This window comes from Microbacterium sp. VKM Ac-2923, from assembly GCF_022815605.1.
Lineage (GTDB): Bacteria > Actinomycetota > Actinomycetes > Actinomycetales > Microbacteriaceae > Microbacterium.
The window spans coordinates 1-21169 of record NZ_JALGRP010000003.1 but is presented as its reverse complement, the minus strand read 5'-3'; the positions used below and the strand labels follow the sequence as shown (position 1 = coordinate 21169).

19 protein-coding genes are annotated in these 21169 nt (G+C 68.0%); 1 reads left to right on the top strand and 18 read right to left on the bottom strand.

All coding sequences use genetic code 11. The annotated features are described in order from the left end of the window. Window positions 1–59: 59 nt before the first annotated feature. The 11 genes from MT347_RS05995 to MT347_RS05945 form a co-directional block, all read right to left on the bottom strand. Window positions 60–413 (bottom strand): RNA polymerase-binding protein RbpA, encoded by a 354-nt coding sequence (locus tag MT347_RS05995; protein WP_243499122.1) that lies wholly within the window; start codon window positions 411–413, stop codon window positions 60–62. Between the two features lies 1 nt (window position 414). Further along, window positions 415–663 (bottom strand): preprotein translocase subunit SecG, encoded by a 249-nt coding sequence (gene secG, locus MT347_RS05990; protein ID WP_243499120.1) that lies wholly within the window; start codon window positions 661–663, stop codon window positions 415–417. Between the two features lie 112 nt (window positions 664–775). Beyond that, window positions 776–1564, bottom strand: a complete 789-nt coding sequence (gene tpiA, locus MT347_RS05985; RefSeq protein WP_243499118.1) for a triose-phosphate isomerase — start codon at window positions 1562–1564, stop codon at window positions 776–778. Then, a complete protein-coding gene (gene pgk, locus MT347_RS05980) occupies window positions 1555–2769 on the bottom strand; it encodes a phosphoglycerate kinase (RefSeq protein WP_243499116.1) in 1215 nt (404 codons plus the stop codon). Before pgk ends, tpiA begins: the two co-directional genes overlap by 10 nt. A gap of 6 nt (window positions 2770–2775) precedes the next feature. Continuing rightward, entirely contained in the window at window positions 2776–3786 is a 1011-nt protein-coding gene (gene gap, locus MT347_RS05975; RefSeq protein ID WP_243499114.1) for a type I glyceraldehyde-3-phosphate dehydrogenase, read from the bottom strand. Window positions 3787–3889: 103 nt separating this feature from the next. Beyond that, a complete protein-coding gene (locus MT347_RS05970; RefSeq protein ID WP_243499757.1) occupies window positions 3890–4516 on the bottom strand; it encodes a superoxide dismutase in 627 nt (208 codons plus the stop codon). A 337-nt stretch (window positions 4517–4853) separates the two neighbouring features. Then, the gene (whiA, locus tag MT347_RS05965; RefSeq protein ID WP_243499112.1) at window positions 4854–5831 is read right to left on the bottom strand and encodes a DNA-binding protein WhiA; all 978 of its coding nucleotides are present in this window, start codon (window positions 5829–5831) and stop codon (window positions 4854–4856) included. Window positions 5832–5872: 41 nt separating this feature from the next. Then, on the bottom strand, window positions 5873–6751 hold the full coding sequence (gene rapZ / locus MT347_RS05960; RefSeq protein ID WP_243499110.1) for an RNase adapter RapZ: 879 nt from the start codon (window positions 6749–6751) through the stop codon (window positions 5873–5875). A 31-nt stretch (window positions 6752–6782) separates the two neighbouring features. Next, entirely contained in the window at window positions 6783–8726 is a 1944-nt protein-coding gene (uvrC, locus tag MT347_RS05955) for an excinuclease ABC subunit UvrC (RefSeq protein WP_243499108.1), read from the bottom strand. Between the two features lie 3 nt (window positions 8727–8729). Then, window positions 8730–11699 carry an excinuclease ABC subunit UvrA gene (uvrA, locus tag MT347_RS05950; protein ID WP_243499106.1) on the bottom strand — a complete coding sequence of 990 codons (2970 nt, stop codon included), beginning with the start codon at window positions 11697–11699 and terminating at the stop codon, window positions 8730–8732. A 90-nt stretch (window positions 11700–11789) separates the two neighbouring features. Further along, window positions 11790–12224, bottom strand: coding sequence for a MarR family winged helix-turn-helix transcriptional regulator (locus MT347_RS05945; protein ID WP_243499104.1), 435 nt, complete (start codon window positions 12222–12224; stop codon window positions 11790–11792). Window positions 12225–12261: 37 nt separating this feature from the next. Here MT347_RS05945 and MT347_RS05940 point away from each other — a divergent pair, with 37 nt between their 5' ends. After that, window positions 12262–12498 carry a hypothetical protein gene (locus tag MT347_RS05940; RefSeq protein WP_243499102.1) on the top strand — a complete coding sequence of 79 codons (237 nt, stop codon included), beginning with the start codon at window positions 12262–12264 and terminating at the stop codon, window positions 12496–12498. Between the two features lie 332 nt (window positions 12499–12830). On the opposite strand, the gene MT347_RS05935 is transcribed toward MT347_RS05940, so the two are convergent. From MT347_RS05935 to MT347_RS05905, 7 genes are all read right to left on the bottom strand, one after another. Continuing rightward, the gene (locus MT347_RS05935; RefSeq protein WP_243499100.1) at window positions 12831–13253 is read right to left on the bottom strand and encodes a VOC family protein; all 423 of its coding nucleotides are present in this window, start codon (window positions 13251–13253) and stop codon (window positions 12831–12833) included. Window positions 13254–13268: 15 nt separating this feature from the next. After that, a complete protein-coding gene (uvrB, locus tag MT347_RS05930; RefSeq protein WP_243499098.1) occupies window positions 13269–15338 on the bottom strand; it encodes an excinuclease ABC subunit UvrB in 2070 nt (689 codons plus the stop codon). 78 nt (window positions 15339–15416) lie between these two features. Continuing rightward, window positions 15417–16019, bottom strand: a complete 603-nt coding sequence (coaE, locus tag MT347_RS05925; protein ID WP_243499096.1) for a dephospho-CoA kinase — start codon at window positions 16017–16019, stop codon at window positions 15417–15419. Between the two features lie 63 nt (window positions 16020–16082). Next, on the bottom strand, window positions 16083–16742 hold the full coding sequence (locus MT347_RS05920) for a hypothetical protein (RefSeq protein WP_243499094.1): 660 nt from the start codon (window positions 16740–16742) through the stop codon (window positions 16083–16085). An 86-nt stretch (window positions 16743–16828) separates the two neighbouring features. Continuing rightward, window positions 16829–17380, bottom strand: coding sequence for a GIY-YIG nuclease family protein (locus tag MT347_RS05915; RefSeq protein WP_243499092.1), 552 nt, complete (start codon window positions 17378–17380; stop codon window positions 16829–16831). Between the two features lie 33 nt (window positions 17381–17413). Next, entirely contained in the window at window positions 17414–19651 is a 2238-nt protein-coding gene (gene treS, locus MT347_RS05910; RefSeq protein ID WP_243499755.1) for a maltose alpha-D-glucosyltransferase, read from the bottom strand. A 143-nt stretch (window positions 19652–19794) separates the two neighbouring features. Further along, entirely contained in the window at window positions 19795–21009 is a 1215-nt protein-coding gene (locus tag MT347_RS05905; protein WP_243499090.1) for an MFS transporter, read from the bottom strand. Window positions 21010–21169: the final 160 nt, after the last annotated feature.

The following is a 21169-nucleotide window of genomic DNA, read 5'->3' as shown; positions in this document are numbered from 1 at the left end:
CCCGAACGGAGCGGGAAACGACGAAGGGCCGGATGCCATGGCATCCCGCCCTTCGATGGTCACTGACCGCGTCGCTCGCGGAGTTGCTGCAAGGCGTCGTCGAGGAGGGAAGCAGCTTCTTCGTCGCTCCGACGCTCCTTCACATACGCCAGGTGCGTCTTGTAGGGCTCGGCCTTCGACAGCGCCGGCGGGTTCGCCTTGTCGCGCCCGGCCGGGAGTCCCGAGTGCGGGGAATCGATGGTCTCGGGGATCTCGTCGTCGGCGATTCCGGCGGCGAAGTAGCGCACCGTCTCGTTGCCGAGGGCGTCCCAGTAGGACACGGCCACGCGGTCGGCGTGGAACCCGTGGTCCTGCTCGCCCATGGGGCCCGCACCGACGCGGGAGCCGCGAATCGCGTTGCCTCCGGTCGCCATGTCAGAGCTCCGCGAACTTCGTCAGCAGGCCGAGGCCGACGATGGTGACGAACCACACCAGAGCCAGGACGACCGTGAAACGGTTGAGGTTGCGCTCCGCGAGCCCGGACGACCCGAGGGCGGAACTCATGCCGCCACCGAACATGTCGGACAGACCGCCACCGCGACCCTTGTGGAGCAGGATGAGCAGGGTCAGCAGGAGGCTGGTGACACCCAGCAGCACCTGCAGGACGAACTCGAGAATCTGCACTGTCGAAAGCCTTTCGCGAGCGGCATGGTCGACCGCACAAGCGTCAAGTATAGGGGGAGGCGCTCCAGACGCACGGATGCCCGCGGCGAGGCGCCGCGGGCATCCGGGGGCGTCAGACGCCGACGTGCTTCTGGAAGCGGATGATGGCGGCGAATTCGTCGACGACGAGGCTCGCACCACCGACCAGGGCGCCGTCGACATCGGGCTCTCGCATGAACGCGGCGATGTTGTTCGACTTGACCGATCCGCCGTAGAGCACGCGGGTGCGCGCGGCAGCGTCGGCACCGAGCTTGTCTGCCACGACAGCACGGAGCTTGGCACACACCTCCTGCGCCTGGTCGGGCGTCGCCGCCTGACCCGAACCGATGGCCCACACGGGCTCGTAGGCGACGACGATGTCGGCATCCGCCGCCACGCCCTCGAGCGCAACCTCGAGCTGACCCACGGGAACGGCGCTGGCGCCGAACTTCTCGAGGTCCTCCGAGGTCTCGCCGACGCAGATCACGGGCACGAGACCGTGACGAAGTGCCGCCTGGGTCTTCGCCGCGACGACGTCATCGGACTCGTGGTGGAACTGCCGGCGCTCGGAATGCCCGATGATGACGTACGTCGCATCGAGCTTCGCGAGGAACTGGCCCGAGATCTCGCCGGTGTACGCGCCCGAGTCGTGAGCCGACAGGTCCTGACCGCCGAGGGCGAACGAGATCTTGTCCGCGTCCAGCAGCGTCTGCACGGTACGCAGGTCGGTGTAGGGCGGGAACACCGCCACCTCGACGCTGCCGTTCTCGTGCTTCGCTTCCTTCAACGTCCAGTGCAACTTCTGGACGAACGCGACCGCCTGCAGGTGATCGAGGTTCATCTTCCAGTTGCCGGCGATCAGAGGGGTTCTGTTCAGTGCCATCCGAGGACCTCCAGTCCGGGGAGCTTCTTGCCTTCGAGGAACTCCAGGCTCGCGCCGCCACCCGTGGAGATGTGGCCGAAGGCGTCATCCGCGAAGCCGAGCTGACGCACGGCCGCCGCGGAGTCGCCGCCGCCGACGACACTGAGGCCGTCGACCTCGGTGAGCGCCTGCGCGACGGTCTTGGTCCCGGCTTCGAACGCCGCCATCTCGAACACGCCCATCGGGCCGTTCCAGAAGACCGTGCGTGAAGCGCGGATCGCGTCGGCGAAGATGTCCGCCGTGCGGGGTCCGATGTCGAGGCCGAGTCCCGAAGCACCGAAGTCGGTGTCCTCGAGGGCGTCGGCATCCGCGATGACGTGCTCGGCTTCCGCCGAGAACGACGCTGCGACGACCGCGTCCACCGGGAGGACGATCTCGACGCCGCGCTCCTTCGCCGTGGCGAGGTAGCCCTTCACGGTGTCGATCTGGTCCTTCTCGAGCAGGCTCGAGCCGACCTTGTGGCCCTCCGCGACGAGGAAGGTGAACATCATGCCGCCCCCCACGAGGAGCTTGTCGACGCGGGGCAGCAGGTGCTCGATCACACCGAGCTTGTCGCTGACCTTCGAACCGCCGAGGACGACCGTGTAAGGGCGCTCGGGGTTCTCGGTGAGACGGTCGAGGACCTCGAGCTCCTTCTGGATGAGTAAGCCCGCGGCCGAGGGCACGATCTGGGCGAGGTCGTAGACGCTCGCCTGCTTGCGGTGCACGACGCCGAAGCCGTCGGAGACGAGGGCGTCGCCGAGAGCGGCGAGCTCTCGGGCGAAAGCCTGGCGCTCCGACTCGTCCTTCGAGGTCTCCCCCGCATTGAAGCGGAGGTTCTCGATGACGGCGACCTCACCGTTCTCGAGAGAGGCGACGGCATCCTGAGCAGACTCGCCCACCGTGTCGCGCGCGAACGCGACCGGCTGGCCGAGCAGCTCGGAGAGGCGCTGCGCGACCGGCTCGAGCGAATACTTCGGGTCGGGCGCCCCGTCGGGGCGGCCCAGGTGCGAGCACACGACCACACGCGCGCCGGCGTTGATCAGTGCGTTGAGGGTCGGCAGCGACGCGCGCACGCGGCCATCGTCCGTGATGATCCCGTCCTTGAGAGGAACGTTGAGATCACAACGGACGATGACGCGCGTGCCGGCGAGCGACCCCAGCGATTCGAGGGTGCGCAGAGCCATGAAGGTTTACAGGCGCTCGGCGACGTACTCGGTCAGGTCGACGAGACGATTGGAGTAGCCCCACTCGTTGTCGTACCACGACGACACCTTGACGAGGTTGCCGCTGACGTTGGTCAGCTCCGCGTCGAAGATCGAGGAGTGCGGGTTGCCCTGGATGTCGCTCGAGACGATCGGGTCCTCGGTGTACTGCAGGATACCGTTGAGGCGGCCCTCGGCAGCGGCCTTCTTGTAGACCTCGTTGACCTGGTCGACGGTCAGGCCGTCGGTGGGGGTGACGATCGTGAGGTCGACGATCGAGCCGGTGGGAACCGGAACGCGGTACGACGAGCCACTCAGCTTGCCGTTGAGCTCGGGCAGGACCAGGCCGATGGCCTTGGCGGCACCGGTCGAGGCGGGGACGATGTTGATCGCCGCTCCCCGGGCGCGACGAAGGTCGCTGTGCGGGCCGTCCTGCAGGTTCTGGTCGGCCGTGTAGGCGTGGGCGGTCATCATGAAGCCGCGCTCGATGCCGAATGCCTCGTTGAACACCTGGGCGAGGGGCGCCAGGCAGTTCGTGGTGCACGACGCGTTCGAGATGATGACGTCGGTCTCGGGGTTGTACGACTCTTCGTTGACGCCCATGACGATCGTGGCGTCGTCGCCCGTGGCGGGAGCCGAGATGAGGACCTTCTTGGCCCCACCCGTGATGTGCTTCTTGGCGTCCTCGGCCTTGGTGAAGCGACCGGTCGACTCGATGACGATGTCGACGCCGAGCTCGCCCCAGGGGAGGTTGGCCGGGTCGCGCTCTTCGAAGACCTTGATGGTCTTGTCGCCGACAGTGATGGAGTCTGCGGTGTACGAGACGTCCTCGGTCAGCACGCCGCCGACGGAGTCGTACTTGAGGAGGTGCGCCAGCGACTTGTTGTCGGTGAGGTCGTTCACCGCCACGATTTCGAGGTCGGCACCCTGCGCGAGAGCCGCGCGGAGGTAGTTGCGTCCGATACGGCCGAAGCCGTTGATTCCGATCTTGACGGTCACGGAATATCTCCTGAATCAGTTGTGCGCGATAGGCGCGTGATTGCGGTGTTCGCTGGCGGACAACGGCGTCCCGGTGGGGTGCCCCACCGGGACGCCGCACCGCTTACGACAGTACCAGCAGACCCGCGGTCTTCTCTCGGGCGGCGGCGAAGCGCTCCTGGGCGTCGGCCCAGTTCGCGATGTTCCAGAACGCCTTCACGTAGTCGGCGCGCACGTTCTTGTAGTCCAGGTAGTACGCGTGCTCCCAGACGTCGAGCAGCAGGATCGGCACGGTGCCCGCGACGATCTGACCCTGCTGGTCGAAGAACTGCTGGATCAGGAGGTTCTCGCCGATCGAGTCCCAAAACAGACCCGCCCAGCCCGAGCCCTGCACGCCGAGGGCTGCGGCGGTGAACTGCGCACGGAAGGCGTCGAACGAGCCGAACTGGTCGTCGATGGCCGACTCGAGGTCGCCGGTGGGCTTGTCTCCGCCGTTGGGCGAGAGGTTCGTCCAGAAGATCGAGTGGTTGGTGTGACCGCCGAGGTTGAACGCGAGGTCTTTCTGCAGGCGGTTGATGTTGGCGAAATCGCCCTTCTCGCGCGCTTCGGCGAGGAGGTCGAGGGTGGTGTTGGCGCCGTTGACGTAGGTCTGGTGGTGCTTGCTGTGGTGCAGCTCCATGATCGTCGCGCTGATGTGCGGCTCCAGCGCCGAGTAGTCGTAGGGCAGTTCGGGCAGCGTGTACTTCGCCATGTTCTCAACTTCCGAATCGGGCGCCGCCGAGACCTCTTCGCCGAGAGGACGTGCCGAGGGATCGAGCAGCGAGGGTGACGAGTTCATCCTACTGAGGCCCAACCAGGGCGCACCGGGGTTGCTTCCCCGGATGACGGTGAGTACGCCGCCCGGGCGCGTCGCCCCCGATCCGGATGCCGGAGAAGCTCCATGCTCGGCGCCGACGGGGACGGCGGCCTCGGGCGCCCGGGAGGAGTTCCGTCCTCGGCCCCGCGAGGAGTTCAGTCCTCGGCGCCCGGGAGGAGCTCCGTCCTCCGCGCCCGGGAGGAGTTCCGTCCTCCGCGCGCCCGGGAGGAGTTCAGTCCTCGGCGCCCACGGGCACGGCGGCCTCGGTGCCCGGGATGCCCTCGGACTCGGCCTTCTTGTCGGCCATCGCCAGCAGCCGTCGGATGCGCCCGGCCACCGCGTCTTTCGTGAGGGGAGGATCGGCGTGGTGCCCGAGCTCGTCGAGGCTGGCGTCGCGGTGCGCGAGGCGCAGCTCGCCGGCCTGCTGCAGGTGGTCGGGAACCTCGTCTCCGAGGATCTCGAGAGCGCGTTCCACGCGCGCGCACGCGGCCACCGCGGCCTGGGCCGAGCGACGCAGGTTGGCGTCGTCGAAGTTGACGAGACGGTTGACGCCGGCGCGCACCTCGCGCCGCTGGCGCATCTGGTCCCACTCCCCGGCCGTGCGGCGAGCACCCATCTCATAGAGCGCGCCGCGGATCGCCTCACCGTCGCGCACCACGACGCGCGGCACGCCGCGCACCTCGCGCGCTTTGGCCGGGATGCCGATGCGGTGGCCGGCCCCGACGAGCGCCATCGCGGCTTCGGACGACGGGCATGAGATCTCCAGCGCGGCGGACCGGCCCGGGTCGCTCAACGATCCGCTGGCCAGGAACGCGCCACGCCAGATGGCGCTGAGATCGGGGCGCGATCCGGTCGTGAGCTTGTTGGGGAGGCCGCGCACCGGGCGACGCCGCTGGTCCAGCAGCCCCGTCTGGCGGGCGAGGGTCTCGCCCGCCTCGATCACGCGCACCGCGAAGTGCCCGCCGGTGCGGCCACCGGAGCCCTGCACGTGGTGGAGTTCGGGACGCACACCGTACAGCTCCATGAGGTCGCGGGCGACGCGACGCGCGAGCACGTCGGAGTCGAGCTCGGCCTCGACGGCGACGCGGTTGGCGATGGAGTGCAGACCACCGGAGAAGCGCAGGAGGGCCGTGAGTTCGGCGACGCGCGCGGTCGGGCGCGGGTCGCGAACGGTGATGAGTTCGGCCTTCACGTCGGCGGTCAGCGGCACGGTTCTCCTCGGGTGGGGGGCGGCGGGGACGACGGTACAGCCTACTCGCGACCGAGGTCGCGATGAGCCACGCGGACGGCCACCCCGGGAACGTCGGCCAGACGTGCAGCGAGTTCGCGGGACATCACCACCGACCGGTGCTTGCCCCCGGTGCAGCCCACCGCCACGACGGAGTGCCGCTTGTTCTCCCGCTGATACCCCTCCAGGACCGGGCGCAGCGCCGTCGCGTACGCGTCGAGGAACTCCGACGCCCCCTCCTGCGCGAGCACGTATTCCCGCACCTCGGGGTCTTCACCGGTGAGCGCGCGCAGATCTTCGTTCCAGAACGGGTTCGGCAGGAACCGCATGTCGGCGACGAGGTCGACATCGGGCGGCAGTCCGTACTTGAAACCGAAGCTCATGAGCGTGACGGTGTGGCGGGCGGCGCCCTCTTCGCCGAACAGCGCCACGGCGCGCAGGGAAAGCTGATGGACGTTCAGCCTCGAGGTGTCGATCACCACGTCGGCCGCCTCTCGCACGGGCGCGAGCCGCTCGCGTTCGCGACGGATGCCGTCGAGGATCGTGCCGTCTTCCTGCAGGGGGTGCGGGCGACGCACGGCCTCGAACCGGCGCACGAGGACCGCGTCGCTGGCATCCAGGAAGACGATGCGCACCTGCCGACCCGCCTGAAGCGTCCGCATCGCCTCGGGCAGGTCGCCGAACAGCGATCGCCCGCGAACGTCGACCACGACGGCCACGCGCGGTACGGCGCCACCTGCCAGCTCGGTGAGCTCGAGCAGGGGCCGCAGCATCTGCGGGGGGAGGTTGTCGACGACGTACCAGTCGAGGTCCTCGAGGGAGTTGGCCACGGTCGACCGGCCCGCCCCCGACATACCGGTGACGATCAGCACTTCACCTGGCTCGTCGCGTGCCGGCTCCATGGGCGTCCGCCTCCCGTCGTGTCATCCCAGCCTACCGAGCCAGGTGCGCGTGTATCGCCTCGGCGAGAGCCGGACCGATACCCGGGAGGGCGGTGATCTCTTCGGGACCGGCGTCTTTCAGCGCGGACACCGAGCCGAAGTGCCGCAACAGCGCCTTGATACGGGTGTCGCCGAGTCCGGGGACCTCCGTCAGCACGCTCGTGATGTCTCGCTTACGACGTTTGCGCTGATGCACGATCGCGAAGCGGTGGGCCTCGTCGCGCAGCCGCTGCAGCAGGTACAGGGACTCCGAGGTGCGCGGCAGGATGACCGGGTACTCCTCCCCCGGCAGCCAGACCTCCTCGAGGCGTTTCGCGATGCCGCACAGCGCGATCTCGTCGTGACCCGCGTCCGCGAGGGCGCGGGCGGCCGCGGCGACCTGCGGTTGTCCGCCGTCGACGACGAGGAGCTGCGGCCGATAGGCGAAGCGGGGGCGCTTGCGCGCCGTGACGACGTCGCCGTCGGCGGTGGCCAGCTCGGAGTCGGGGTCGGCCACGATCGCGCCGCCGACGGTCTCGGGCTCGATCTCCTCCGGCCGGTCGAGGTACGCCAGCCGCCGGGTGAGCACCTGGTACATCGAGTCGGTGTCGTCGGTGGTCTCGGCGACGCCGAAGGAGCGGTACTGGTCCTTGCGCGGCAGACCGTCCTCGAACACCACCATCGAGGCCACGACGTTGGTGCCGGCCAGGTGCGACACGTCGAAGCACTCGATGCGCAACGGCGCCTCGGACATGCCCAGGGCCTCCTGCAGGTCGGTCAGCGCCTGGGAGCGTGAGACGTAGTCGCTCGTGCGCCGCGTCTTGTGCAGCATGAGCGCCTGCTGCGCGTTGAGCGTCGCGGTCTTGAGCAGGTCGGACTTGCGTCCGCGTTGGGCGACCTGCAGGGTCACCGGACGCCCGCGACGCTCGCGGAGCCAGGCCTCCAGCTGTTCGGCGTCGTCGGGGAGCTCGGGCACGAGCACCTGGCGCGGGATGTCCGAGGCATCCGCGTCGCCGTAGGTGCGCTGCAGCACCTGGTCGACGAGCTCGGCGCCGGAGATGTCGATCTCCTTCTCGATCGTCGTCGCGCGCACGCCGCGCACGCGACCGCCGCGCACGACGAAGTGCTGCACGGTGGCGGCGAGCTCGTCCTCGGCGATGCCGAACAGATCGGCGTCGGTATCGGATGCCAGCACGAGGGCGCTCTTGCCCAGCACGGCCTCGATGGCCTGCAGCCGGTCGCGGTAGTGGGCGGCCGACTCGTAGTCCATCGCCGCCGACGCCTCCTTCATGCGGGCGGTGAGTTCGCGCGCGAAGCGCTGATCGCCGCCGGACATGAACGCGACGAAGTCGCTGACGATGGCGCGGTGCTCGTCGACCGAGACCTTCATCGAGCACGGTCCGCCGCAGCGGCCGATCTGCCCCGGGAAGCACGGGCGCCCGGATGCCATCGCCTTCTTGTACGAAGAATCGCTGCACGTGCGGATCGGGAACACCTTGATCATCAGGTCGATCGTGTCGTGCACCGCCCACACCTTGGGGTACGGCCCGAAGTACTTCGCCCCGCGGATCTTGTGATTGCGGGTGACGATGACGCGCGGGGCCTCGTCGGCGAGGGTGATCGCCATGAAGGGGTACGACTTGTCGTCGCGGTAGCGCACGTTGAAGGGCGGATCGAACTCCTTGATCCACATGTACTCCAGCTGCAGCGAGTCGACATCACTGGGAACGACGGTCCACTCGACGCTGGCCGCCGTGGTGACCATGCGCCGCGTGCGCTCGTGCAGCGAGTACAGCGGGGCGAAGTAGTTCGACAGTCGCGCACGCAGGTTCTTGGCTTTGCCGACGTACAGCACGCGCCCCTCGGCATCGCGAAACCGATAGACACCCGGGTTGGTGGGGATCTCGCCGGCCTTCGGGCGGTAGGGCAGGTGCGACATCCGCTCTCGGGATGCCATGCCTCAGCCCGCCGCGCTCACGAGCTCCCGCTCGGCGCCGTCGGCGTCGAGCGCGGCCGCGTTGCGCTGCGTCCCCGTGCGTCCGGTCTCCAGCAGCTCCGCGAGGAAGGCACCGGTGTAGCTCCCCTCGACCTTCGCGACCTGCTCCGGCGTTCCGGTCGCCACGATCGTGCCGCCGCCGGAGCCGCCCTCAGGGCCCAGGTCGATGACCCAGTCGCTGCTCTTGATCACGTCGAGGTTGTGCTCGATGACGATCACGGTGTTGCCCTTGTCGACCAGGCCGTTGAGCACCTTCAGCAGCAGCGAGACGTCCTCGAAGTGCAGGCCCGTGGTCGGCTCGTCGAGCACGTAGATCGATCGGCCGTTGCTCCGGCGCTGCAGCTCGGTCGCGAGTTTCACGCGCTGCGCCTCGCCGCCCGACAGGGTCGTCGCCGACTGCCCGAGGCGCACGTAGCCCAGACCGACGTCGACGAGGGTCTTGAGGTAGCGGTGGATCGCCTGGATGGGCTCGAAGAACTCCGCGGCCTCGGCGATCGGCATCTCGAGCACTTCCGCGATGTTCTTGCCTTTGTAATGCACCGACAGGGTGTCGCGGTTGTAACGCTTGCCGTGGCAGACCTCGCAGTCTACGTAGACGTCGGGCAGGAAGTTCATCTCGATCTTCAGCGTGCCGTCTCCCGAGCAGGCCTCGCAACGACCGCCCTTGACGTTGAAACTGAAGCGCCCCGCCTGGTAGCCGCGCACCTTCGCCTCGGGGGTCTCGCTGAAGAGGCTGCGCACACGATCGAACACCCCGGTGTACGTGGCCGGGTTAGAGCGCGGGGTGCGGCCGATGGGCGCCTGATCGACATGCACGACCTTGTCGAGATTGTCGAGACCTGTCACTCGCGTGTGCTTGCCGGGAACGCGACGCGCCCCGTTGAGCTTCGAGGCGAGCACTTCGTACAGGATGCCGTTGACCAGCGTCGACTTGCCCGACCCGCTCACACCCGTAACGGCCGTCAGCACGCCGAGGGGGAAATCCGCCGTCACGTTCTGCAGGTTGTTCTCGCGCGCACCGACGACCGTCACCTGACGCTTCTTGTCGATCTTGCGACGCTTCTTGGGCGCCTCGATCGCTCGGCGTCCGGAGAGGTAGGCGCCCGTGAGCGAGTTCTCATCTGTCAGCAGCCCGGCGAGGGGGCCGGAGTGCACGACGTTGCCGCCGTCGACGCCGGCGCGCGGTCCGATGTCGACCACCCAGTCGGCGGCGTGGATGGTCTCCTCGTCGTGCTCGACGACGATGAGGGTGTTGCCCAGATCGCGCAGGGTCTCGAGGGTCTGGATGAGCCGACGATTGTCTCGCTGGTGGAGCCCGATGGACGGTTCGTCGAGCACGTACAGCACGCCCGTCAGACCGGAGCCGATCTGCGTCGCCAAACGGATCCGCTGCGCTTCGCCGCCCGACAGCGTGCCCGCCGCGCGCCCCAGGCTGAGGTAGTTCAGCCCCACCTGCAGCAGGAAGTCGAGCCGCGCGCGGATCTCGCGCAGCACGGCCGCGGCGATGGTCGCCTCGCGGTCGGTGAGGGTGAGTTCCGAGAAGAACTCACGGGCGTCGGCGAGGCTCATGCGCGATGCCGCGGCGATCGACGTGTTGTCGACGAGCACGGCGAGCACCTCGGGCTTGAGGCGGTCACCGTCGCAGACGGCGCACGGGACCTCACGCAGGTACTCGGACCAGCGCTGTCGCTGCGTGTCGGACTCCGCCTGCAAGTACTGACGTTCGATGTAGGGGACGACGCCCTCGAACCCGGAGGAGTAGCGCATCTCGCGCCCGTACCGGTTCTTCCACTTGACCGTCACCTTGTAGTTCTCGCCGCGGAGAACCGCTTGTTGCACGTCGTGCGAGAGCTTCTTCCACGGGGTGTCGAGCGAGAAGTCGAGATCCCTCGCCAGTCCCTCGAGCAGGCGTTCGTAGTACTGGAAGAGGCCCTTGCCCTGCGTCGTCCAGGGCAGGATCGCGCCGTCGCGGATCGACAGCTCTTCGTCGCCCAGCATGAGATCGACGTCGACGGACATGCGTGTGCCGAGACCCGAGCAGACGGGGCACGCGCCGAAAGGGGCGTTGAAGGAGAAGGTGCGCGGTTCGATCTCGGTGAGCTGCAGCGGGTGGCCGTTGGGGCAGGCAAGCTTCTCGGAGAACGACTGCCACGCATCGTCGCCCTCTTCGTCGACGAAGTTCACCTGCATGATGCCTCCGGCGAGACCCATCGCCGTCTCGACCGAGTCGGTCACGCGGCTGAGGTTGTCTCCGGATGCCACGAGTCGGTCGACCACCACGGCGATGTCGTGTTTGTAGCTCTTCTTCAGCGCGGGGGGCTCGGCAAGCTGGATCAGCTCACCGTCGACGACCGCGCGCGCGTATCCCTTGGCGCTGAGCTCTTTGAAGAGGTCGACGAACTCCCCCTTCTTCTGGGTGACGACGGGTGCGACGATCTGGTATCGCGTTCGCTCCGGCAACTCCATGAGCTGGTCGGCGACCTGCTGGATGGTCTGCCGTTGGATGCGCGCGCCGCAGTCGGGGCAGTGGGGCACGCCGACGCGCGCCCACAGGAGTCGCATGTAGTCGTGGATCTCAGTGATCGTGCCGACCGTCGAGCGCGGGTTGCGGTTGGTGGACTTCTGGTCGATCGAGACCGCGGGACTGAGCCCCTCGATGAAGTCCACATCGGGGCGATCGACCTGCCCGAGGAACTGGCGCGCGTAGGCGCTCAACGACTCCACGTAGCGGCGTTGCCCCTCGGCGAAGATCGTGTCGAACGCGAGGCTGGACTTACCCGAACCGGACAGCCCCGTGAAGACGACGAGAGAGTCTCGGGGGATGTCGAGGTCGACGTTCTTGAGGTTGTGGACGCGCGCACCGCGCACACTCAGCTTTCCGCTGGTACCGGAGGGGGCGGACGATGAGGGCGAGGAAACGGGAACGATCGGCACGTGTTAAGTCTAGGTCGGGCCTCCGACATCGGCCTCGGATTCGCCCCGAGCGCACGGATGTGCGAAAGTGCGGCCGCGACCTCCCCGACCTCACCTGCTCGAGTTAGCGTTGCCTGCGAACGGCGCGAGGCTGTCACGGAGGGCGACGAGCGCCGCCTGATCGACACCGACCCGCGCCATGATCTTGCCGGGCACCTCGAGGGCGGCTTCCCGGAGTGACCTCCCCTCCTCGGTGAGCGCGATGTCGAGGACGCGCTCGTCGTCGGCGCGGCGGGCCCGGGCGACGCGCCCCTGGGCTTCGAGCCGCTTGACAAGCGGCGACAGCGTGGCCGATTCCATCGCGAGCTCGGCGGCGAGGGCGCCGAGCGATCGCGGCGATCGCTCCCATAGCGCCAGCATCACCAGGTACTGCGGATGCGTGAGGCCGAGAGGCTCGAGCACGGGTCGGTAGATCGAGACGATGTTGCGCGAGGCGGTGACGAGCGCAAAGCACACCTGGTTTTCCAGCTTCAGCGGATCCTGCATGACCTTCCCCCACATGATTGTTAGTAGACTAACAATCATGACACGAAGGGATGCCGACCGCCCCCCGCTCCGCGCGCGCGTGCGCGAGGCCGGCGGCTGGTACCAGTACCTCAACACCCGCCTGATCCGCATCGCCGGACCCGCCTCGGTCGGCCCCTACGAGACGACTCCCGAGCCGGCGCGCGCGGGGCGACCCTGTCCTCTGTGCGGTCACCCCATGACCGAGCACAGCGTCGATCGCTCCGGACCGAAGCCTCTCCTGCACTGCCCCTGACCAGACGACGGCAGGGCGCCGACGCCGACTGGCTCGGTAGCAGGCACGCCTCTCGATCTCGTTCGTCACCGTGCGGGCCCGGCCGGGGAACCGGCCGTTCGAGCGACGCCCGCCGGCTCTCCTCCTTCACTAGGCGGCGAGCCGGAGTGCGTTCATCTCAGGAACAGACGACCCGGGTCGTGCAACGGCCAGCCGGGGTTGACGGAGCGCGTTCACCCCAGCTGTGGACGACTCCGGTCGTCCATCGGCCAGCCGGGCCTGACGCAGCGCATTCACCCCACCCGTGGACGACCCCGGTCGCGCAACGGCCAACCGGGATTAACGGAGCACGTTCACCCCAGCTGTGGACGACCCCGGTCGTCCAACGGCCAACCGGGGTTGACGGCGACCTCCCACGGATGACCGTCGGGGTCGACGAAGACGCCGGAGTACCCGCCCCACGGCGTCGACGCCCCCGTGCGCACGACCGTCGCCCCCGCCGCCGCCGCCTCGGCCAAGACCGTGTCGACCTGACCGGAGTCGCGGACGTTATGCGCCAGCGTCACGCCGCCCCATCCGCCTGTGTCCTCTACGCGGGAGTCCTCGGCGAGCGCGTCGCGGCTCCAGAGGGCCACCACCAGACCACCCGCGTCGAAGAACGTCACCTCACCATCGACAGACGACGAGTGAGCTTTCCACCCCAGCGCTCCGTAGAAGGAGATGGCCCGCGAGAGGTCTCTCACCCCCAGGGTCACGAGCGTGACACGTTGGTCCATGACGGATGGCCGGGCTCAGGCGTGCCCGGCACGCTCCATTGCTCGCAGCTCCTTTTTCATGTCCTGCACCTCGTCGCGAAGTCGACCGGCGAGCTCGAACTTCAGTTCTCCCGCGGCTGCCAACATCTGCTGCGTCAAGTCGGCGATCGTCGATTCCAGCTGATCGGCACCTTCGGCGGCGATCCCCGTCCGGCGCAGCGACGGCGTCGGCGATTTGCCCTTGCCCGCCTTCTCGTTGCGTGCAAGGAGCTTCCGGGTGTCGGTCGCTTCGCGGTTCAGCACCTCGGTGATGTCAGCGATCTTCTTACGGAGCGGCTGTGGATCGATCCCGTGCTCCGTGTTGTAGGCGACCTGCTTTTCACGTCGGCGTTCGGTCTCGTCGATCGCTTTCCGCATCGAATCCGTGATCCGGTCGGCGTACATGTGCACTTCGCCCGACACGTTTCGCGCCGCGCGACCGATGGTCTGGATGAGGGAGGTTCCACTGCGCAGGAATCCCTCTTTGTCGGCGTCCAGAATCGCGACGAGTGAGACCTCGGGGAGGTCGAGTCCTTCTCGGAGCAGGTTGATACCCACGAGCACGTCGTACACGCCGGCGCGCAGCTCCGTCAGCAACTCGACGCGACGCAGGGTGTCGACGTCGGAGTGCAGGTACCGCACGCGCACCCCGTGCTCGCCGAGGAAGTCGGTGAGCTCCTCTGCCATCTTCTTGGTCAGCGTGGTGACGAGGACGCGCTCGTCGCGTTCGACGCGTACGCGGATCTCCTCCAGCAGGTCGTCGATCTGTCCCTTGGACGGCTTGACGACGATCTCGGGATCGACCAGACCCGTCGGACGGATGATCTGCTCGACCACTCCATCGGCGATGCCCATCTCGTACCGGCCCGGCGTCGCCGACAGATACACGGCCTGACCGACGCGCTCCTTGAACTCGTCCCACCGCAGGGGGCGGTTGTCCATGGCACTCGGCAGTCGGAATCCGTGCTCGACCAGTGTCCGTTTGCGCGACGCGTCGCCCTCGTACATGGCGCCGATCTGCGGCACGGTCACGTGGGACTCGTCGATCACCAGGAGGAAGTCATCGGGGAAGAAGTCGAGCAGCGTATGCGGCGGGTCGCCGGGCATACGCCCGTCCATGTGTCGCGAGTAGTTCTCGATGCCGGAGCAGAATCCGAGCTGCTGCAGCATCTCGAGGTCGAAGCTCGTGCGCATGCGCAGACGCTGCGCCTCGAGGAGCTTGCCTTGCGACTCGAACTCCTTGAGACGCTCCTCGAGCTCATGCTCGATGGTGCCGATCGCGCGCTGGACGGTCTCGGTACCGGCGACGTAGTGCGAAGCGGGGAAGATCGGCACCGAATCCATCTTCTCGATGACGTCACCGGTCAGCGGATGCAGGGTGTACAACGCTTCGATCTCGTCGCCGAACATCTCGATGCGGATGGCGTACTCCTCGTACACCGGAATGATCTCGATCGTGTCGCCGCGCACCCGGAAGTTGCCCCGCGAGAAATCGACGTCGTTGCGGTTGTACTGCATCGAGATGAACTTGCGGATCAGCGCATCGCGGTCGTACCGCTCCCCCACCTGCAGAGCGACCATCGCGCGCAGATACTCCTCCGGCGCGCCGAGACCGTAGATGCACGACACCGTGGAGACGACGATCACGTCGCGGCGGGAGAGAAGCGAGTTGGTGGTCGAGTGGCGCAGGCGCTCGACCTCCGCGTTGATCGAGGAGTCCTTCTCGATGAACGTGTCCGTCTGCGGCACGTAGGCCTCGGGCTGGTAGTAGTCGTAATACGACACGAAGTACTCGACGGCGTTGTTCGGCATGAGTTCGCGGAACTCATTCGCCAACTGTGCAGCGAGGGTCTTGTTGTGCGCGAGTACCAGAGTGGGGCGCTGCACTTGCTCCACCAGCCACGCCGTCGTCGCCGACTTTCCCGTACCCGTCGCGCCCAGCAGGACGACATCGGTCTCGCCTGCGTTGATGCGCCCGGCGAGATCGGCGATCGCCTGCGGCTGATCGCCGGACGGCGAGTATTCGCTGATGACCTCGAAAGGACGGACGGAACGTGTTGCCTGCATGATTCCAGCGTAGGCGGGGCCTCCGACATCGGGGGCGGATTGCGTTCGCCGTGCGCGAGCGCGAGCCCGCGAAGGTCGTCACCGCGCGCGGGTCACACGATCCCAGAGCTCGTCGACCTGCCGCTTCGTGGCATCCAGCGTCGTGGTCGTGTCGATCACCACATCGGCGAGAGCCAAGCGCTCCGCGTCGCCGGCCTGCGATCCGATACGAGCGCGGGCGTCCGCCTCGCTCAGCCCACGGATCCCCACGAGCCGCCGCACGCGTTCCTCCACGGGCGCGTGGGCGACCACGACCAGGTCCCACGCGTCGCCTCCCCGCGCTTCCGCGAGCAGGGGGACGTCGTAGACGACCACCGCCTCCGGGTCCGCGGCAGCCGCCGCGTCGAACCGCCGCTGCGACTCGGCGCGCACGGCGGGATGCACGAGCGCATTGAGTGCCGCGAGCCGGTCGGGGTGACCGAACACCCGCGCGCCGAGAGCGGGACGATTCAGAGAGCCGTCCGCGCGGAGAACGTCGGAACCGAACTCCGCGGCGATGGCCTCCAACACCGGCGAGCCGGGAGCCTGCACCTCGCGGACGATCGCGTCGGCATCGACGACGACCGCTCCACGATCAGCGAGAACGGCCGCGATGGTGGACTTGCCTGAGGCGATTCCGCCCGTCAACGCGAGAAGAGGCATTCGACGAGGATGCCACATCCGTCCCCATACGGGATCGGGTTCTCTCCGGTCGGGCCGGCGCCCTCAGAAGTCGAAGTCGCCCCCGAAATCACCGCCGAAGTCGGCTCCGGCGCCCGGGTCGACCCCTCCGGCGTCGACGGCGCCCGCGTCACCGGCACCGCCGTCCGCCGCCGCACCGTCCGCGTAGCCCGCGTCGTACCCCGGCTCGAACATGGCCCCGACCAGCGCGGATCCCACCACGTACCCGCCGATCGTGCCGAGCATGGATGCTCCCAGCATCGATCCGAACCCCGGGCCCGCCGAGAACGACCTCCCTCCGAACGTGCGCTCCATGAAGCCGGGCTGCGCGTACTCCGCCCGGGTCGCGGCGCGCGCGAGGGTGGCGGGGTCGTCGTTCGCCGGACGCTCCGAGGGTGCCAGTCCCGAGGAGAGGTCTTGCAGTACCTGTTGCCGCTGCGAAGGCGTCAGCTTGCCGAAGGCCTCGGCATGCACCTGCTCAACCGTCTCCGGGGGCGCTGTGCGCAGGAGGTAGCGGTAGCGCTCGACTGCCTGACGGTCTTCGTCCGACCCGGACACCACCGGATCGCCGCCCTGTGCCGACGGCGGCGCATAACGACCCTCGGCATCGCGCAGGTCACTGGCTGCGCCTCGAGAAGCCGGTGGTACGGGTGCGGGCCGCGACCGTTCGTCGCCGGACCCGAAGAGTCGATCCAGGAATCCCATGATGCCTCCTCCTGCGTGATGTGCATTCACGGTAGACGGCACCCGCCGCTGCCGACGGGGGCTTGCCGCCGCACACGATCGGGTACTCATCCTCGACGCGCGAGCGCTTCGCTCGTCCACCGGGCGTAGAGGTCCCACGGGTCGTCGACCCCGGCTGCCAGAGCCTCGACGTGCTGGTCGAGGGCGCAGGATCGCCGGAACCACTCCGTGCGTCCGTATCGCTCAGCGGCGAAAAGCGCGTGACGGCGTCGCTCGACCGATCGGTCGCCGGGTTCGAAGGCGAGGAGTTCCTCGTGCCAGATCGCGGCCAGACGCTGCCGTGGCCGCGCCGTCGTGCCGATCTTTATGCGGTCCTCGAACCTCAGGTAGTACACGACGTCGACACGGGGCGGCGGGAGTTCGTCGTCGACGACGTCACCGTGCCGCCACTCGCACACGGCGCACAACCAGCCGCTCGGCCATCGCACGCCGAGGCGCGAACCGCACAGGCGACACGGTGCAGGAAGCACGTCGGTCACCCCGTCGTGCGCTGTCGTCCATTCCGCGCTCACCGCCGCGTGCCACGCGCATAGAGCGACCGGCGCGGCCGGCTCGACGGCGCCCCCGCAGGCGACGACGAGGCAGACGGGGGCGGGCACGCGTTCACGCTATGCCCGACCCCCGACATCGGCTCAGTCGTCGGCTTCGGGAGCCTGCAGCACCAGGAACAGTCCCGCGTACGGGCCGAGTTCGAGCGAGAAGCTCTGCAGCTCGTCCACCCGTCCGACGACATCGCCGCTCGCGGCATCCACCGCCGTGCTCTGCGGGACGAGGTACTCGGAGCGGACCGTCCCCTCGATCGTCTCGTTCGAGAAGTTCAGCACGGTGATCTGCAGCGGCGCGTCTTCCGCGCGGCGGTCTCCCCCGTCGAGACGGTGCACCATGACGAGCATGCTCGGATGCCCTACCTGTGGGATGTCGACCTGCGACGCGATGGCGATCCCATGATCGCTGCGGATGCCCAGCACCCCGCGCAATCCCGACAGGAACGAGTCCGGATCCGCCTGCTGGTCGCCCAGCGATCCGTAGAGCGAACGGGCCCGCGGCATCCCGGACACCGACGACGACGCCTCCGGTGCCACGTCGAGCAGGTCGTGCGCTCCGCGTTCGATCCACCTCGTGTCGCCGGAGGAGATGAGGTGCCGCACCTCTTCGGCGGGCAGGGTGAGCGAGCCCGTGAGGTCCCACCCCGACAGGGCGAACACCCCCGGCTGCCACGAGTTGTACTTGACCAGCAACAGGTGCGCGTCACGGATGGCCGGCACGTCGGCGTCGGTGATGTCGCCGAGGGTCGCTTTCCCCTGCGTCGCGGCGATGAGGGATGCCGTGGTGCAGGCGATGCCGTTCTGAGTGAAGACGAGGTTGTAGTCGGCGTCGATCGTGAGCTTCTCTGTCAGCTCCGCGCGCACCATCTCGGCGATCTCCCCGCCGGTGTGCTCGCCGTGACGGAAGGGGTACGCCGTCTCGCGGTGCGTCGTGGCCCAGTGGACGAGCTCATACGTGAGCTCGTCGTGGTTCTGCATTCCGTGCACCAGTTGTGCGGGCTCGAGGCCCGTCTCGAGGGCCGTGTTCAGGGCGAGCCGGAGGAACTCGGTGTTCGCCGTCGCCAGGGCGTGGTGGTAGCCCGGGCGCGTGACGAAGTCGTACGACAGGTCGGCGCCGACGGCGCCGGTGTCGCGGATGTCCTCCATCGTCAGGTTCAGCTCCTGGAAGGTGAAGCCGCCCACCTTACGCACCATGCCGGCGATGATGTGGTTCGCTGCGTGCGAGAGGGGGTGCCCCTCCGACCACGCGGGCAGTCCCTCGGCGCTCTTCTCGACACCGAGGAAGCCGTTGGCATCCAGGCGCAGAGCGCTCGTCCCGAGATCGCCGAGCGAGTGGAGGGCATCGCCGATCACGAGCCGCATCCCCGCGAAGGTGGGGTCGAGCCAGTTGATGGAGGGCTGGCCCTCCTTGAAGTAGTGCAAGTACACCCACCGACGCTCGAGGCCGTCGGTCCCGACGACGGGAGCGGTGACGCTCCAGTTCGTCTCCTTCACCCCAGGCGTATAGAAGATGACGCGCTGCAGTTCGCCGATGATGTAACCGCGTGCGCTGAGCTCGCGTTCGGTGTCGGCGTCGAGGTTGACCGAGTCGCGTCCCGCGGGCACCTCCGGCAGCATCTCCCAGTCCTCCCGGGGGATCTCGACCATGTGGTAGATGCCCGGATAGTCCTTGTAGGCCATCTCGGCGAGGCGGAAGTCCGCACCTTTGCCCGTATGTCCGGGAACGATGTCGTCGATCACGCTGCCACCGTGGGACTCCGCCATGTCGGCCACGCGACGGAACGCGTTCTCGTCGCCGAACTCCGGGTCGATCTGCGTACTGATGCGGTCGAAGTGGCCGTCGACGCTGGGCGTCTCCTGCCATCCGGTGATCCCGCCGGCCCGCTTGACCGGACCGGTGTGGATGCCGTTGATGCCCACCCACTCGAAGGCCTCCCACAGCGCCTCGTCACCCAGAGCATCGAGGAACGATTCCCCCGGCCGGGTGATGAGCGAAATAGGGTACGCCGTGAACCACACATCGGTGGACTCGATGGCCCGCCGGGCGTCAGGACGCGCGTACGGGTTCCGCCACATCGACGGTTGCCCCGACAGCTGCCTGCTCAACACATCGGCGTCTTTCAACATCGACTGTCGCACGAGCCACTCGACGTACGACGGGTTGAGCCCGTTGGCGTTACGGGGATCCGTCAGGAACCGACGCAACGTGCCCCCGCGGAACTGGTCCCGCGGACGCAGACGTCGCGGCCGGGCCGGATACCGCTGCTCGTCGTAGCTGATCTCGGTCGCCGGTTCGATGGATTCCTCCGCGTCGTTCGGAGCCATCCCCACCACGTCGTCGTCTGTCATGCTGCGCTCGTCGGCATCATCCACGCCCGACCTCCCTCACGTCGTGTTCGACGCTAGTCGGTCGCGACGACAACGCACCGAGGCATTGACCCGAGGGCGGAAAGCAGGGACAGTTCCTGTCACGGTGAGGGCGACCTGGAGGAGCGCAAGGCCCAGACAGCGATTGCCGCGGCCACCGCGCACATCGCGAGGATCACACCGAGGAACCACCCCCAGCCGACAGAGCCGAACACGAGCCCCAACGCCCAGCCGAAGACACTCGATCCGGCGTAGTAGCCGAGATAGTAGAGCGACGATGCCTGCGCGCGCGCTCGGGGATCGGCGGCGACCGGCGTCCACCCGGACGCGACGGCATGCGCCCCGAAGAATCCCGCGGTGAACGCGACTAGACCCACGACCACCGCCGGCAGCACAGGGATGAACATCAGACCAGCGCCCGTCGCCATGACCACTGTGCACGCGATCAGAACGGGGAGCCGGCCATGACGCACAGCCAGAGCTCCCGCGCGAGGGGACGAGACGGTACCCGCCAGATACACGAGGAACAGCATCGTCACCACCGCCGGCGCGAGAGCGAACGGCGGCTCCGAGAGGTGGAATCCCAGGTAGTTGTAGACCGCCACGAAGCCTCCCATGAGGAGAAACCCTTGCGCGTAGAGCGCAAGCTGCACCCGTGATCGCAGGTTGAGCCACAGCCGGCGACGGACGGAGAGGCCACGCATCGTCCTCGCCCTGCCCGGCACGAAGCCACGCGAAGCCGGTATCAGCAACAGGAAGATCACCGCTGCGACCACGCAGAGCGCGGCGACGGATGCCACCCCCCACCGCCAACCGGCCCCTTCGGCGATCCATCCGGACACGACCCGTCCACTCAACCCACCGACGGTCGTGCCCGAGATGTACGAGCCCGCCGCCGCCGCGACGTAACGCCCGTCGACCTCCTCGCTCAGATACGCAAGCGCGACGGCCGGCACGGCTCCGAGCGCAACGCCCTCGAGGAGGCGAAGAGCGAGCAGGATGCCGAGGTCCGGGGCGAACGGGGTGGCGCCCGCGATGATGGTCGCCGCGATCAGACCGATCGTCATCGCCGGTACGCGTCCGATCCGATCGGCCACGATCGACCAAGGGATGACCGCCGTTGCCAACCCCAGCGTCGACGCCGACACCGTCAACGCCGCCGCCGACGGCGATGTCGGCACGTCGGCGGCAACCGCGGGCAGGATTGCCTGAGTGGCATAGAGCTGCGCGAATGTGGCCACGCCCGCGAAGAACAGCCCGGCCAGCAAACGACGGTACTCACGGCTGCCCGGCACGTGCCCAGAGAAGTCGCTCACCCTCCCGACACTAGTTCCGTCGCCGGAGACAGCTGAGCGCCGGCACGCACTCCCGTGAGGGAGGCGTACCGGCGCTCTCGCAGATGTGCCCGTAAATGCGAAATGGCCACCCAGCTTTGGGTGGCCATTTCGTTAGAAGAAGTCCGGCGGTGTCCTACTC

What these genes read in the sequence shown, in the direction of transcription:
- MT347_RS05995 (WP_243499122.1), bottom strand. Translation starts at nt 413, where the DNA reads ATGGCGACCGGAGGCAACGCGATTCGCGGCTCCCGCGTCGGTGCGGGC.
- tpiA (WP_243499118.1), bottom strand. Translation starts at nt 1,564, where the DNA reads ATGGCACTGAACAGAACCCCTCTGATCGCCGGCAACTGGAAGATGAAC.
- pgk (WP_243499116.1), bottom strand. Translation starts at nt 2,769, where the DNA reads ATGGCTCTGCGCACCCTCGAATCGCTGGGGTCGCTCGCCGGCACGCGC.
- MT347_RS05970 (WP_243499757.1), bottom strand. Translation starts at nt 4,516, where the DNA reads ATGGCGAAGTACACGCTGCCCGAACTGCCCTACGACTACTCGGCGCTG.
- rapZ (WP_243499110.1), bottom strand. Translation starts at nt 6,751, where the DNA reads ATGGAGCCGGCACGCGACGAGCCAGGTGAAGTGCTGATCGTCACCGGT.
- uvrC (WP_243499108.1), bottom strand. Translation starts at nt 8,726, where the DNA reads ATGGCATCCCGAGAGCGGATGTCGCACCTGCCCTACCGCCCGAAGGCC.
- MT347_RS05945 (WP_243499104.1), bottom strand. Translation starts at nt 12,224, where the DNA reads ATGCAGGATCCGCTGAAGCTGGAAAACCAGGTGTGCTTTGCGCTCGTC.
- MT347_RS05940 (WP_243499102.1), top strand. Translation starts at nt 12,262, where the DNA reads ATGACACGAAGGGATGCCGACCGCCCCCCGCTCCGCGCGCGCGTGCGC.
- MT347_RS05935 (WP_243499100.1), bottom strand. Translation starts at nt 13,253, where the DNA reads ATGGACCAACGTGTCACGCTCGTGACCCTGGGGGTGAGAGACCTCTCG.
- uvrB (WP_243499098.1), bottom strand. Translation starts at nt 15,338, where the DNA reads ATGCAGGCAACACGTTCCGTCCGTCCTTTCGAGGTCATCAGCGAATAC.
- coaE (WP_243499096.1), bottom strand. Translation starts at nt 16,019, where the DNA reads ATGCCTCTTCTCGCGTTGACGGGCGGAATCGCCTCAGGCAAGTCCACC.
- MT347_RS05920 (WP_243499094.1), bottom strand. Translation starts at nt 16,742, where the DNA reads ATGGGATTCCTGGATCGACTCTTCGGGTCCGGCGACGAACGGTCGCGG.
- treS (WP_243499755.1), bottom strand. Translation starts at nt 19,651, where the DNA reads ATGGCTCCGAACGACGCGGAGGAATCCATCGAACCGGCGACCGAGATC.